At 71.5% G+C, this 13,688-nt stretch carries 12 protein-coding genes; 7 read left to right on the forward strand and 5 right to left on the reverse strand.

Annotation, left to right across the window (positions count from 1 at the left end):
* Positions 1-7: 7 nt before the first annotated feature.
* The 3 genes from ACWFRJ_RS11715 to ACWFRJ_RS11725 form a co-directional block, all read right to left on the reverse strand.
* Entirely contained in the window at positions 8-1,165 is a 1,158-nt protein-coding gene (locus tag ACWFRJ_RS11715; RefSeq protein ID WP_453527610.1) for an acetyl-CoA C-acetyltransferase, read from the reverse strand.
* Between the two features lie 60 nt (positions 1,166-1,225).
* Entirely contained in the window at positions 1,226-1,813 is a 588-nt protein-coding gene (locus tag ACWFRJ_RS11720; RefSeq protein WP_453529583.1) for a TetR/AcrR family transcriptional regulator, read from the reverse strand.
* A 138-nt stretch (positions 1,814-1,951) separates the two neighbouring features.
* Positions 1,952-2,734: an SDR family oxidoreductase gene (locus ACWFRJ_RS11725; protein ID WP_453527613.1), complete on the reverse strand. Its 783-nt coding sequence runs from the start codon at positions 2,732-2,734 to the stop codon at positions 1,952-1,954.
* Between the two features lie 118 nt (positions 2,735-2,852).
* Here ACWFRJ_RS11725 and ACWFRJ_RS11730 point away from each other — a divergent pair, with 118 nt between their 5' ends.
* The 4 genes from ACWFRJ_RS11730 to ACWFRJ_RS11745 all read left to right on the forward strand — a co-directional run bounded on the left by ACWFRJ_RS11730 (position 2,853) and on the right by ACWFRJ_RS11745 (position 7,612).
* Complete coding sequence (locus ACWFRJ_RS11730; protein WP_453527616.1) at positions 2,853-4,007, forward strand: acyl-CoA dehydrogenase family protein; 1,155 nt, start codon at positions 2,853-2,855, stop codon at positions 4,005-4,007.
* The gene (locus ACWFRJ_RS11735) at positions 4,007-4,999 is read left to right on the forward strand and encodes an acyl-CoA dehydrogenase family protein (RefSeq protein WP_453527619.1); all 993 of its coding nucleotides are present in this window, start codon (positions 4,007-4,009) and stop codon (positions 4,997-4,999) included. Before ACWFRJ_RS11730 ends, ACWFRJ_RS11735 begins: the two co-directional genes overlap by 1 nt.
* 257 nt (positions 5,000-5,256) lie before the next feature.
* On the forward strand, positions 5,257-6,426 hold the full coding sequence (locus ACWFRJ_RS11740; protein WP_453527622.1) for an anhydro-N-acetylmuramic acid kinase: 1,170 nt from the start codon (positions 5,257-5,259) through the stop codon (positions 6,424-6,426).
* Between the two features lie 148 nt (positions 6,427-6,574).
* The gene (locus tag ACWFRJ_RS11745) at positions 6,575-7,612 is read left to right on the forward strand and encodes a DUF2510 domain-containing protein (RefSeq protein WP_453527625.1); all 1,038 of its coding nucleotides are present in this window, start codon (positions 6,575-6,577) and stop codon (positions 7,610-7,612) included.
* A gap of 187 nt (positions 7,613-7,799) precedes the next feature.
* Here ACWFRJ_RS11745 and ACWFRJ_RS11750 read toward each other — a convergent pair whose 3' ends face one another.
* Positions 7,800-8,444: a TetR/AcrR family transcriptional regulator C-terminal ligand-binding domain-containing protein gene (locus ACWFRJ_RS11750; RefSeq protein ID WP_453527628.1), complete on the reverse strand. Its 645-nt coding sequence runs from the start codon at positions 8,442-8,444 to the stop codon at positions 7,800-7,802.
* Positions 8,445-8,633: 189 nt separating this feature from the next.
* Here ACWFRJ_RS11750 and ACWFRJ_RS11755 point away from each other — a divergent pair, with 189 nt between their 5' ends.
* Both ACWFRJ_RS11755 and ACWFRJ_RS11760 read left to right on the forward strand, forming a co-directional pair.
* Positions 8,634-9,446, forward strand: a complete 813-nt coding sequence (locus tag ACWFRJ_RS11755; protein WP_453527631.1) for a phosphatase PAP2 family protein — start codon at positions 8,634-8,636, stop codon at positions 9,444-9,446.
* Positions 9,443-10,372 (forward strand): DMT family transporter, encoded by a 930-nt coding sequence (locus ACWFRJ_RS11760; RefSeq protein WP_453527634.1) that lies wholly within the window; start codon positions 9,443-9,445, stop codon positions 10,370-10,372. Before ACWFRJ_RS11755 ends, ACWFRJ_RS11760 begins: the two co-directional genes overlap by 4 nt.
* Before the next feature lie 86 nt (positions 10,373-10,458).
* Here the strand turns inward: ACWFRJ_RS11760 and ACWFRJ_RS11765 are convergent, their stop codons facing one another.
* Positions 10,459-11,412, reverse strand: a complete 954-nt coding sequence (locus tag ACWFRJ_RS11765; RefSeq protein WP_453527637.1) for a phospholipid scramblase-related protein — start codon at positions 11,410-11,412, stop codon at positions 10,459-10,461.
* A gap of 260 nt (positions 11,413-11,672) precedes the next feature.
* Here ACWFRJ_RS11765 and ACWFRJ_RS11770 point away from each other — a divergent pair, with 260 nt between their 5' ends.
* The gene (locus ACWFRJ_RS11770; RefSeq protein WP_453527640.1) at positions 11,673-13,667 is read left to right on the forward strand and encodes a hypothetical protein; all 1,995 of its coding nucleotides are present in this window, start codon (positions 11,673-11,675) and stop codon (positions 13,665-13,667) included.
* The last annotated feature ends 21 nt before the right edge of the window (positions 13,668-13,688 follow it).

The raw sequence follows: 13,688 nt of genomic DNA on the forward strand, positions 1-13,688 counted from the left end.
GGAGCTCTCAGAGGCGCTCGATGATGGTCACGTTCGCCTGGCCGCCGCCTTCGCACATGGTCTGGAGGCCGAACCGGCTTCCTGTGCGCTCCAGTTCGTGCAGGAGCGTCGTCATCAGTTTGACGCCGGTCGCCCCGAGGGGATGACCGAGGGCTATCGCGCCGCCGTTGACGTTGACCTTCTCCGGATCGGCTCCGGTCTCCTTCAGCCAGGCGAGAACGACCGGCGCGAAGGCTTCGTTGATCTCGACGAGGTCGATGTCGCCGATGCTCATGCCGGTCTTCTTGAGGGCGTACGCGGTGGCGGGGATCGGCGCGGACAGCATCCTGATCGGGTCCTCGCCGCGCACCGAGAGGTGGTGGATGCGGGCGCGGGGCGTCAACCCGTGCTCCCGCACGGCCCGTTCGCTCGCGACGAGCAGCGCGGCGGCGCCGTCCGAGACCTGCGAGGAGCAGGCGGCGGTGATGGTGCCCCCGTCCAGGACGGGCCCCAGGCCCGCCATCTTCTCCAGGGTCGTGTCGCGGCGCGGGCCCTCGTCGGTGGTCACGTCTGCGTAGCCGGTGAGTTCGCGGTCGAAGCGGCCTTCGTCGATCGCGCGGACGGCACGCTGATGCGAGCGGAGCGCGAACTCCTCCATGTCACGACGGGTGATGCCCCACTTCTCGGCGATCAGCTGGGCGCCGTGGAACTGGTTGACGGGCCGGTCTCCATAGCGGGCGCGCCAGCCCTCGCTGCCCGCGTACGGGCCTTCGGTGAGGCCGAGCGGTTCGGCGGCCTGCCGGGAGGCGAAGGCGATGGGGATCATCGACATGTTCTGTGTGCCGCCCGCGACGACGAGGTCCTGTGTGCCGGACAGAACGCCCTGCGCCGCGAAGTGCACGGCCTGCTGTGAGGATCCGCACTGCCGGTCGATCGTCACGCCGGGCACCTCTTCGGGCAGCCCTGCCGCCAGCCAGGAGGTGCGGGCGATGTCCCCGGCCTGCGGGCCGACCGTGTCCAGACAGCCGAAGACGACGTCCTCGACGGCTGCGGGGTCGATTCCGGAGCGCTCGACGAGTGCGGTGAGGACATGGGCTCCCAGGTCGGCGGGGTGGACGGCCGAGAGGCCGCCCTTGCGCCTGCCGACGGGGGTGCGGACCGCTTCGACGATGTAGGCCTCGGCCATGGCTGCGTACTCCTCGTGCTCCTCGGTCGGTGCGGTCGCCGGGTGACGACGCGCTCTCTCTTACGTGCGTACGGCGATGCCGTCCAGGACCATCGACAGGTACTGGCGGGCGATCTCCTCGGGGCTGTGGCCGCCCCCGGGGCGGTACCAGGACGCGGCGACCCAGACGGTGTCGCGCACGAAGCGGTAGGCGAGCCGGATGTCCAGGTCGTCGCGGAAGACGTGTTCCGCGACTCCGCGCTCCAGCGTCGTCAGCCACGTCTTCTCGAAGCGCTGCTGCGAGTCGGTCAGGTACTGGAAGCGCGCCTGGGCGACCAGGTGCCTGGACTCCTTCTGGTAGATGGCGACGGCGGAGCGGTGCCGGTCGATCTCCCGGAAGGACTCGGTGACGAGCGCCTCAAGGGTTTCGCGGGGGCCGAGGTGCGACTGGAGCACGGTGTCGTACCCGTCCCACAGCTCGGTGAGGAAGGTGGAGAGGATCTCTTCGAGCATCGACTCCTTGGAGTCGAAGTGGTAGTAGAGGCTGCCGGCGAGCATGCCGGCGGCGTCCGCGATCTTGCGGACCGTGGTCGCGTTGTACCCCTGCTCGGCGAAGACGTCGGCGGCGATGGCGAGGAGTTCGCCGCGGCGCTCGGGTGAGGGACTCACCGCGGCCTTCTTGGCCGGAGTGTTCTTGCCCGGAGCGTTCTTGGCGGGCGCCTTCTTGACGGGAGCCTTCTTCGTGCTGGTGGTGGGGCTGGTGCTCGTGCTGCTCTGCTTCGGTTTCGACACACGGTCATTCTCCGCCTAGGCGTGCTGATTACTGACCGAGACCGTCTCCCCCGTCATGTACGAGGAGTACTCACTGGCCAGGAAGACGATGACGTTGGCAATCTCCCAGGGTTCGGCATACCGCCCGAACGCCTCGCGCGCGGTGAGCTCTTCGAGCAGCTCCGGCGACGTGACCTTCGCGAGGTGCGGGTGCATGGCGAGGCTGGGCGACACCGCGTTGATCCGTATCCCGTGGGGTGCGGCCTCGACGGCGGCGCAGCGGGTGAGGGCCATGACGCCGGCCTTCGCCGCGGCGTAGTGCGCCTGGCCCGCCTGGGCGCGCCAGCCGAGCACCGAGGCGTTGTTCACGATCACGCCGCCCCGGTCGGCCGCCCGCATACGGCGCAGGGCCGCTCTGGTGGAGCGGAACGTGCCGTTCAGCGTGACGTCGATGACTCTGTCCCACTGTTCGTCGGTCATCTCGGTGAGCTCGGCGGTGCCACCGAGACCCGCGTTGTTCACGACGACGTCAAGGCCGCCGTGGCGCTGTTCGGCCAGGTCGTACAGAGCCTGGACCTGGGCTTCGTCAGTGACGTCGCACGGTGTCCCGTCGACCCGGTCGGCGCCGAACTCCCCGGCCAGCGCCTCGACCGTCTCCTTCGTGCGGCGCGGGTGGGCGTCGCCGATGACTATGCGCGCGCCTTCCTCCAGAAAGCGTCGGGCGGTGGCGCCGCCGATGCCCGCTCCGGCCGCGGCGGTGATGACGGCGGTGCGGCCCGCGAGCAGACCGTGCCCCGGCACGTACGCGGGTGCGTCCACGCTCGGCCCCCTTAGCTCTCGACTCGCTCTCGACGACTGGCTCAACGCCAGGGTAATCTACCAAACACTTGTTAGGGAAGGCCGACGGAGAAGAACCGACCGAAGAGGTGGGCAACTGATGGACCTCGACTTCACCGCCGGGGAAGAGGAGTTCAGGCAGCGGGCGCGCGACTGGCTCCGCGGGCACGTGCCGGAGGAGCCGCTGCCCTCGCTGGAGACCCGGGAGGGTTTCGCGGCCCACCGCGCCTGGGAGGGGGAGCTCGCGGCCGACCGCTGGTCGGTGGTCTCCTGGCCCGAGGAGTACGGCGGGCAGGGCGTCGACATCGTCAAGTGGCTGATCTTCGAGGAGGAGTACTTCGCGGCGGGCGGCCCCGGCCGCGTCTCGCAGAACGGCATCAACCTCCTCGCGCCGACCCTCCTCGACTTCGGCACCGAAGAGCAGCGCGCGCGGGTCCTTCCGCCCATGGCGAGCGGCGAGGTGATCTGGGCGCAGGCCTGGTCCGAGCCGGAGTCGGGCTCGGACCTGGCGTCACTGCGGTCCACCGCGCGCCGCGCGGACGGCGGTTGGCTGATCAGCGGGCAGAAGACCTGGTCGTCGCGGGCGGCGTTCGCGGATCGCGCGTTCGGCCTGTTCCGCAGCGACCCCGCCGCCGACCCCGCCAAGCCGCACCGGGGTCTCACGTACCTGATGTTCCCGCTCGACGCGGACGGCGTGACCGTCCGCCCCATCGGGCGCCTGGACGGCAAGCCCGCGTTCGCCGAGCTCTTCCTCGACGACGTCTTCGTACCGGACCAGGACGTGATCGGCGAACCGGGCCAGGGATGGCGGATCGCGATGTCGACGACGGGCAACGAACGGGGTCTGACGCTGCGCTCTCCAGGCCGCTTCGTCGCCGCGGCCGACCGTCTGGTGCGTCAGTGGCGCGCGGACGGCGACCCCGCGGACACGGCGCTGCGCGACCGGGTGGCCGACGCCGTGATCGGGGCCCGCGCCTATCAGCTGTTCACCTGGGCCAACGCCTCACGCTTCGCGGCCGGCGAGGCGATCGGCGCGGAGTCGAGCCTGAACAAGGTCTTCTGGTCCGAGTACGACATCGCGCTGCACGAGACCGCGCTCGACCTCCTGGGCGCGGAGGGCGAGTTGGCGGACGGCGGCGAGTGGGCGGAGGGGTATGTCTTCTCGCTCGCCGGGCCGATCTACGCGGGCACGAACGAGATCCAGCGCGACATCATCGCCGAGCGGCTGCTCGGACTGCCGAAGGGACGCCGCTGATGAGGTTCCTCCTCGACGACGAGCAGCGCGAGTTCGCGCGCTCGCTCGACGCGATGCTGACGGCGGCCGACACTCCGGCGGCCGCGAGGGCGTGGGCCGCCGGGGACCACGCGCCGGGGCGTGCCGTGTGGGGACGGCTCGCGGATGCGGGCGTTTTCGCCTTGGCCGTTCCCGAGGAGTACGAGGGGGTGGGCCTGCACCCTGTCGAAGTGGCCCTCGCCTTCGTCGAATTGGGTCGGCACGCGGTACCAGGCCCCCTGGTCGAGACGGTGGCGGCGGGGGCGCTGCTCGCCCGCCTCGCCGAGCTGGGCGAGGCGGCCCCGGCGAAGCGGTTCCTTCCCCCCTTGGCCTCCGGGGAGGCCGTCACGACGCTCGCTCTGCCCGAAGGGGGGCCGTTCGCACTGGACGCGGACGCGGCGACGCTGCGGCTGACCGCGACGGACGGTGAGCTGCGCCTGGCTTCCGGGCACGCGCGCGTGGAGCGGTCGTTGGACCCGGCGCGCCGCCTCGCCCGGCTCAGTCCCGGCGAACTTCTCGCCTCGGGCCCGTCGGTGACAGAGGCTTCCCGGTACGCGGCGAACTTGGCTTCACTCGCGACGGCCGCGCAGGCGTTGGGGGTCGGTCTCGCGCTCCTCGACAAGACCGTCGCGTACGTGAAACAGCGCACCCAGTTCGGCACACCGATCGGCGGCTTCCAGGCGGTCAAGCACCGCCTCGCGGACGTCCTGATAGGCCTCGAGTTCGCGAAGCCCCTCCTGTACGGGGCGGCGTCGACCCTGCGGACGGCAGACGTGGCGGCGGCGAAAGCAGCAACGAGCGAGGCGGCTTACGGCGCCGCGCGAGCGGCACTGCAACTCCACGGGGCGATCGGCTACACGGCGGAGTACGACCTGTCGCTTTGGCTGACGAAGGCGCGGGCGCTGCGCACCGCTTGGGGCAGCCCCGGGGAATGCCGGCGGCTGGTGCTGTCCGCGGGGCTCGGGGGCGGCTGATGAGTGGTTCGGGTGCGGGGCGTCGACATCGGCGTGGCCTGGGAGGCCGTTCCAGGCGCCGTCGGTTCGGGTGAGGTTCGTGCGGCGCGTCCCCGTGCGCGGGCCGGGTGATCCCGTGGTGGACATGGACAAGTCGCCTTCTCTCCCGTACCTCTCATTCCTCCGGCGCCTGAACTGGATCGTACGTGCGAGTGCGCTCGCCCTGTCATCGCTGCGATGATCAAACACATCGATGAGGAGAGCGAGAGGAGCAGTTCTTGCGCGTGATCGGGCTGATGTCGGGGACTTCGTACGACGCCATCGACGTCGCGGCGGCCGACCTGACGATCGACGGCGACCGTCTGCTGCTCTCTCCACTGGGTCTCATCACCCGCGGGTACGACGAGGCGCTGCGGACGGCGCTCGGTGCCGCGCTGCCGCCCGCCGCCACCACGCTGGCGGACATCTGCCGCCTCGACACCCGCATCGGCCAGGCCTTCGCCGCGGCGGCGGCCGAGGCCGACCGTGAACTGTGCGACGGGCGCGCCGAGTTGGTGGCATCGCACGGGCAGACGGTCTACCACTGGGTGGAGGACGGCCAAGTACACGGCACGCTGCAGATCGGGCAGCCCGCGTGGATCGCCGAAAGGACGGGGCTCCCGGTGGTCGCCGACTTCCGCCCCCGCGACATCGCGGCGGGCGGCCAGGGTGCTCCCCTGGTCAGCATCGTCGACCGGATGTGGCTGCGCGGCAGGCCCGGTGCCCCCGCCGCGCTGAACCTCGGCGGCATCGCCAACATCACCGCCCCTGACGGCACCGCCTTCGACACGGGCCCGGCCAACGCCCTCATCGACGCCGCCGTACGTGAACTGACGCGGGAGCGGCTCACGTACGACCTCGACGGCGAGATCGCCGCACGCGGCACGGTCGACGAGAAGCTGCTCGCCGTCCTGCTGGGCGAGCCGTACTACGCGCGGCCCGCCCCGAAGACGACCGGCAAGGAGCTCTTCCATCTGCCCTATCTGCGGGCGGCGCTCACCGGGTACGAGGCCCTCGCCCCGCAGGACGTCGTCGCCACGCTCACCCGGCTGACCGCCCGGACGGTCGCCGACGCCGTCAGGGCGGTCGGCGCCTCCGAGGTCATCGCCTCCGGCGGCGGCACACGCAATCCGACGCTGATGGCTTTCCTGCGGACCGAGTTGGGGGGCGGGATCCCGGTGCGCACCTCCGACGAGCTCGGCCTTCCGTCCGCCGCGAAGGAGGCGTACGCCTTCGCGGTGCTCGGGTTCCTGACGGCGCACGGGCTGCCGGGGACGGTGCCGCAGAGCACGGGGGCCCGGCATGCGAGCGTGCTGGGGTCGATCACTCCGGGGCGGGCCGGGGTGCGGGTGCCCGCGCCCGTGGGCGGCGGTCCTGTGCGGCTCGTGGTGGACGGGCACGGGAGGTGAACCCGCCTCTCCCTCGGGTGACTCGCCCCCTCTTCAGGCAACTCGCCTACCTGCCGGGCGAACAGAGCGGCCCGGCAGTGACCTCCGTACAGGCTCCGCCAGGCCCCCTCTCATGCCGCTTTCACCGAATGCTCATACCCTGGCGCCCATGACCCAGGTAACCCCTCCCGGCTGGTACCCCGACCCCGGCCAGACAACTGACGGCCCCCGTACCGAGCGCTGGTGGGACGGGAGCGTATGGACGGATCAGGTCCGCGCGGTGGGTTCCGCCGCCGGGTGGGGCGGTTCCGCTCCGGCGGCACCTCCGGCCTATCCGCCCACCGCCCCGACCGGCACCCCGACAGGCGCCCCGACCGGAGCTCCGGGCGCATACCCGGCCTACCCCTCCTATCCGGGACAGCCCACCGCCCCCAAGCGCGGCCTGCGCATAGGCATAGCCGTGGGTGTGGCCCTCGTGGTCCTGGCCGGGATAGGCGGCGGCGTCTACTTCCTGACCTCCGACGACGGCGGGGACGGCGACAACGCCGCCAAGGCCCCCTCGTCCTCCGCCCCGTCGAAACCCGGCGCGCCCCAGGACCCGCAGAACCCGCAGGACCCGGAGCAGTCCCAGCCTCCCGGCGGCGGCTCCGAGGCGCCGCCGTCGGAGGAGGGGTACGCCACCGACCTCCTCAGCGGCATCAGCCTCCCCGTGCCGGACGGCTGGACCGGCGCGAGCGGCCAGGAGGGCGGCGCCTCGGTGACCACGGACCCCTATCCGTGCCCCAGGGAGACCTCCAAGACCTGCACCCGCGGCGGCGCGTACTCCGGACCCGCCAAGGGCTTCAAGGTCGACGAAAAGGCGGCGGAGGCAGCGGCCAAGGCCGACATCTCCGTCAACGCCAAGGAGTCCTACGGCGGCAAGACCTACGGCAAGATCACCTCGCACGAGGAGCTGGAGTCCAAGGCGGTCACCGTCGCAGGGCAGAAGGGCTACCTCGTGCGCTGGAAGGCCGTCACCGAGAAGAGCGACGACGGGTACGTCCAGTCGCTCGCCTTCCCCTCCCCCACCGTGAAGTCCGAGCTCGTCATCGTCCGCTTCGGCATCGACGTCAACGACAAGTCCCCGAAGGTGTCCGTCATGGACGAGATCACCAAGGGGATCAAGGCCGCGTCGGGCGGCGGAGGCGGCAACGGCAAGGAAGTCTGACGGAGTACGTGAACGCCTGCCCGGGTCCATGAACGGCAGATCGGGTCCATGAACGTCTGAGCCGGGCGGGCCGGAACCACGAGGGTTCCGGCCCGCCCGGCCAAAGGCGGCCACGCCACCCCCGTCCCCACGGTGCGGCGCGGCGCAGGCAGATCGGGGCCCGTCATCCAGGGACCCCGGTCCACGATCAGGTGGGTCTGGTCAGACCCAGTGCGGGCAGCACGCACGCCTCCACGAAGGCGGAGAGGTACTCCTCGTCCGCGTGCTTGCCCTCGAGGACCGGGCGGGCCCGGACCACGCCCATGAGCTGAGCCGTGATGAACCGCGTCGCCGGATGGTCGGCGGCGATCTCACCCCGGGCCACCCCGCGCTCGACCAGGTCGTCGAGCGCCCGGGTCTCCGGCTCCACGAGCGCTTCGCGCAGCGCGCTGCGCAGATCCTCGTCCTGAAGGATCGCGTGGCTGAGCGCCTGCACCAGCAGGCTGTCCTGCGTCGACCACTCCCCCGCGGCCCGCGCCGCCTCGCGCAGGTCACCGGCGAGCGTGCCGGTGTCGATGCCCGCGAAACGTACGCAGCGGTTGGCGCGCAGCGCGGCGGCCACGAACTGGGGCTTCGTCTTCCACTGGCGGTAGAGCGTGGACTTGCTGCACCGGGTGGTCGCGGCCACGCCCTCCATGGTCACGGCGTCGTACCCGCACTCGCGGAGCTGACCGAGGACGGCGTCGTAGAACTCCTGCTCACGCTCGGGCGTGATCTTGGAGCGGCGCGACGAGCTCACGGGATCCGCGGAGTCCACTGCGCTTGCGTCTGCTGCCCGGTCCGGCGACGTCATGACTCTTCTCCTCGGTGCGGCGGCTTCGACCGACGCTATCGATACGCCAGTGTACCGGTACGCCTCCGTATCGGTACACTGGCGTATCGGTACACTGTCGTATCGATGAGCAGGGCGCTCCCCGACCGACCGGGGCGCTTCCTCTCTCACTACCCGCACCACCCCGTCATCACGTAAAGGGGCCGGGGGATGAAATCCCGAACCGAGCCTGCCGAAAGGGAACCGGACATAGCCGTCCGGGAGCCGGACACATCTGCCCGACCGCCCCTCGTCCGCGAGCTCCTCCTCGTCGTAGGACTCTTTCTCGTCTACAAATTCGGCAGGCTGCTGGCCAACGGCCACACCGGTGAGGCCTTCCGCAACGCACACCACGTGTGGGACGCCGAACGCACCCTGCGCCTGCCGGGCGAGGGCGCCGTCCAGGACGTGCTGCTCAGCAGCGACACCCTGGTGCACATCGCGAACACCTACTACGCGACCGTGCACTTCCCGGCCACCGCGCTGTTCCTGATCTGGCTCTACCTGCGCCGCCCCCGGCACTACCTGTGGAGCAGGCGGGTGCTCGCCGCGCTGACCGCGGCGGCCCTCGTGCTGCACCTGACCTTCCCGCTGGCGCCGCCGCGGATGCTGGAGGCGACCGGGCTCGTGGACACCGGGCAGGTGTACGGGCCGACCGTCTACGGCTCCGCCCCGCAGGCCGACTCGATGGCGAACCAGTTCGCCGCGATGCCGTCCCTGCACTTCGGGTGGGCGCTGATGCTCGCCGTCGGCCTCATCGCCGCGACCTCTTCGCGGTGGCGGTGGCTGTGGCTGCTGCATCCGCTGATCACCCTGCTCGTGGTCGTCGGGACCGCCAACCACTACTGGCTCGACGCCATCGCGGTGTCCGCGCTGCTCGGCATCGCGCTCGCCGTGATCAAGCTCCCCGACCCCGCGCGCTCGCTCGTCGTACGGCGCCGCGCACCCGCGCGTGAACTGGCCGCACCGGGGGTACGCCGGTGAACGCCACGCTTCTCGCCGTCGCGCTCTCGCTCGTGTCGGCCGCCGCGTACGCCTCCGCGGCCGTCGCCCAGGAGCGCCTCGCCGCCGGTATCCCGGGCGACGGCAACGGCTTCCTGCGGCTGCTCGGCAGCGGGGCCTGGTGGTCGTCCGTCGGGCTCAACGCGGCCGCGGCGCTGCTGCACGTGGCGGCCCTGAAATACGGTCCGCTCACCCTGGTCCAGCCGCTCGGCGCGCTCACCCTGGTCGCCGCCGTGCCGCTGGGCGCGCGGCTCGCGGGGCGGCGGGTCACGGCGCTGGAGTGGCGCGGCACCGGGCTCACGCTCATCGGCCTCAGCGCCCTGCTCCTCACCGCCACCGGGCCCGCACCCGACGACACGCTGACCCTGCCGGAGGCGCTGGCCGTCGCGGGCCTCACGGTGACCGTGATCGGCGTCCTCTCCCGTCCGGGTACGCGGCCGGGGCTGCGTCACGCGACGGCTTCCGGGTTCGCCTCGGGCGTCGCATCGGCGCTCACCCAGACCGTGACGGTCGCGGCGACGGACCGTTCGGGTCCGCTGCTCAGCCCGCAGGTGATCATCGTGGCGCTGCTCGTCGCCGCGTTCGCCGTGGGCGGCCTCTTCCTGTCCCAGACCGCGTACCGCGGGGGCCTCGGGGCGCCGCTTGCCGTCGTCACCCTGGCCAACCCGGTGGCCGCGGCCGTCATCGGTCTCGCGCTGCTCGGGGAGCGGCTGCAGGGAGGCGTGGCCGGTCTTTTCCTGGCGGCGGGGGGTGCGGCGGTGGCGGCGTACGGCGTGGTGGTCCTCACGCGGTCGCCGCGGGACGACAGGCACGCGGAGGGGCCGTCGGAGCTCTCCGCGGAGGACTTCCTCGCATCCGTCCCGAGCCAGGCGGAATCCAACCGCGCCACACATGCCGTAGCCCCGTAAGGGGCGCGGGCCTCTGACATGTGGAAGAAACGGGCCTCGGCACCCTGGATCCAGGGTGCCGAGGCCCGTTTTCGTGAGGGACAGCCTCACCCCAAGCCGCGGGAGTCCTGCTTCAGCGCCGTGTCGACCGTCAGGGCCGTCGCCACGACGAGGCTCAGAAGCGGCTCGGGCAGCTGGTAGTGGATCTGCAGGACGTAGTTGTCCGCGGTCGTGAACATCGTCTTGGCGAGGCCTTCCCAGGTCTTCGTGATCCGGGCGACCTCGTTGTCCGCGTGGTCGACGATCGAGAAGTTCCAGGCGCGCCAGTTCTCGGCCTTGATCGCACCGGCCTGCTGGCCGTTGACCATGATCGCGAAGTTGATCTTCCCGATCATGTTCTGCTGGACGATCTCGCCGATCGGCTGACCGTCGGCGCGCTCGACGATGACCCGCGACTTCATGAACTTGCGGGGGCGGGTCAGGTGGAGCACCGGCTGACCGTACGCGTCGCGGATCTCGAGCTTGTGCGTCATGAACTGGTCGACGCTGGAGACGAAGCGCGCGACCTTCTTGAGCGTGCTCTGACCGACCTGGACGACCGAGCCGAGTATGTTGCCCGACTGGTCCATGACGCTGTACTCGTTCGTCAGCTCGATGAGCTTGGCCTTCTGGTTCACCACGAGGACCGGCTCGGTGAAGAGCGTGCCGCCGCCCTGCGAGGAGGGCGCGACGCCCGCCTGCTGCTGGACCTGGCGCTGCACCTTGGCGGGGTCGGCCTGCGGGGCCGCCTGCTGGGGGTGACCGTAGGCCTGCTGCGGGGCCTGCTGCTGGCCGAACTGCCCCTGCGGCTGGGCATATTGGGCCTGCTGCGGCTGCGCGGGCTGGGCCTGCTGCGGAACCTGCTGGGCCTGCTGAGCGGCCTGTGCGGGCTGACCGCCGGCCTGCTGCTGGTCCTGGCTCGTGTGCTGGGTCCACTGGGCGCCGTCCCACCAGCGCAGCAGCCGGAGCGCGCCCTGGGGGTCCGGATACCAGCCTGCAGGAGTGTTCGAATGCGTTGTCACCCGGGCACACTACCCCGATGGGTCGGGCGGTTCGCCAGGGTCTGACGGGACCTGTGACGACGGACTCACCGGGGGCGGGTTTCAGCCATCACCGACTTCACCGAGTTCGTCCGCAAAACGCCGGGCGGGCCGAGCCCGCAAGCGAACCCGGAAGCGGACCCGGAAGCGATCGCAGGCGTACACCCCGGCTCGCGGGCGGGATTTGACGGTCCCCTGTTCCCGGCGGCAGGCTCGGGCGACTCACGGGGGAGGACACCACAATGGAATCAGCACGCGCCGCGAGAGACCGGCAGGTCGTGGCGGCTCGGGTCGCGGGGCCGTTCATCGAGTCGAACCGCCCGCGAACCGTCTTCGCACCCTGGTGGATGCCGCCGCTGACAGGCGTCGTCGCGGGCGTGCTCGCGTACGTCAGCGCCGACAACACCCTCGTCCGTACGCTGGTTCCGCTCGCCGCGGCCCTGCTCGGCTGGCTGCTCGGCGCCGCCCGGCCCCGCCTGCGGACGCGTACGGTCTGGCGGTTGAGCGGCGCGGGCCTCCAGCGGCTGAGCGGGGGCCGGGCCACGGCGACGTACCCCTTCTCGCGGGAGCAGCCCCTGCTGCTCAGCGCGATGGCCCTCGAAGTGCGCGCCCCCACCGACTACGGCTCGACGAAGGTCGGCAACCTCTGCGCGATGGGCCTGGAGGACATGGCCATCGCGATGTTCCCCTTCTGGGTCACCACCCGGCGGCTCGGCGCCCCGCTGCGGCTCTTCGACGGTCCTGGCGAGCCGGAGGGCAACGCGGCCGCCCGTGAGGCGGGTTTCTCGCGGCGCGAGGCGGCACTGCTCTCGGCAGCTGCCGAAGGGCCGCTGCCCGCCCAGGCCGTCGGTCCCGTCGAGCTCTCCCGTCCCGAACCGGAGGTCCGCTCAAGGAAGTTGGGGCGCCGGATCGGCTTCTGCGTCGTGGGGCTCGTCGGTCTCGGCGCGGCCATCGTGCCGTCGGACAACAGCATCGAGGGGCGCGTGGCCCTGATCGCCTCGCTCGCCACGGTGGTCCTGGTGTGGGCCGCCGGTTCCTTCTACCGCGTCCTTCGCACCCCGCCCGCGCACTGGACGGTGAGCCCGCAGGGCGTCACCGCCCGCGACCCGTGGTTCGGCACGACGGAGCTGCCCGCGTCCGCGATCGCCGGGATCGTGCCCACGGAGCTCACCCGCGAGATGGGCGATGGCAAGGTCAGCGTCTCGCTCATCCTGCAGTTCTACGGCCACGACCTGGCCCTGATCGGTACCTCGTACTCGGGCGACGTCCCGCCGGACGAATTGCTCGCCGTGCTCCGCTCGCGCGGCTACCGCGTGATCCAGGACCAGCGGCGCAACAACGCTTACGACGTGGACCCGAGCTTCCTGCCGCACCAGGTGCTGCCCGAGGCGCGGTTCACGCTCGACGTCGACCACGTGGGCTGGGAGGGCGAGCACGGCGCGCTGCGCATCCCGCGCACGGAGATCGGCGGCCTCGAACTGCACACCCGCTCCGGGCATCCGTGGCTGCGGCTGCGGGGCACAGAGGGCGAGGAACTGCTGCACGCGCCGCTCGGCGCGCTGCGGGTGTCGCGCAGTGAACTGCGGGACCGGGCAAGGGCGTTGGGCTATCCGGTGAGCGATCCGGAGCGCGACGCGTACGAGTCGGCGGCGTTCGCGGGCCTCTCGGCGCCCTCGGTCCAACCGCCTTCGTCCCATCCCGCGTACGCACCGACCGCTCCCCCGGCAACGGCAGCCACAGCCGCCGCTCCCGCCGCCGAAGTGACCGTGGGCATGCCCGGCGCCACCCGCAAGTGGTACTACATCGCCGGTGTGGTCGCCGGCGTCGTCGTCATGGGCGTGCTCGCGTTCAAGCTGCGCTATCTCTTCGACAGCGGCCTGAGCTGGGCGGCCTGGGGTGTTCCCGCGGGCGCGGCGGTGGGCGCGCTCGGTGCCTTCGTGTACGACCGGCGCCGCCCCGCGCTCGTCCTGGGCGGGCACGGTATCCGCATGGCGGCCGAGAGCGGCCGGGGGAAGACCGAGTGGCAGCACGCGCGGCCGTCGATCGGCGGTGTGGGCGTCGACGACCACGACAACAGCGTAGAGACGCTTCTCGTCTGGTCGCCGACGGGCCAGGTCATCCGCAAGGAGAGCCTGAACGTCCCCGACCCCGAGGAGCTGCGGCTCGCCTGCGAGCGGACCGGACTGCCTTGGGGACGGCCGGACCTCGGGGCGTGGGGGCCGCCGCCGGAGCTGTAGTCCGACGGCGGCCCTCCCTCA

This window comes from Streptomyces sp. NPDC055239 (genome assembly GCF_053606205.1).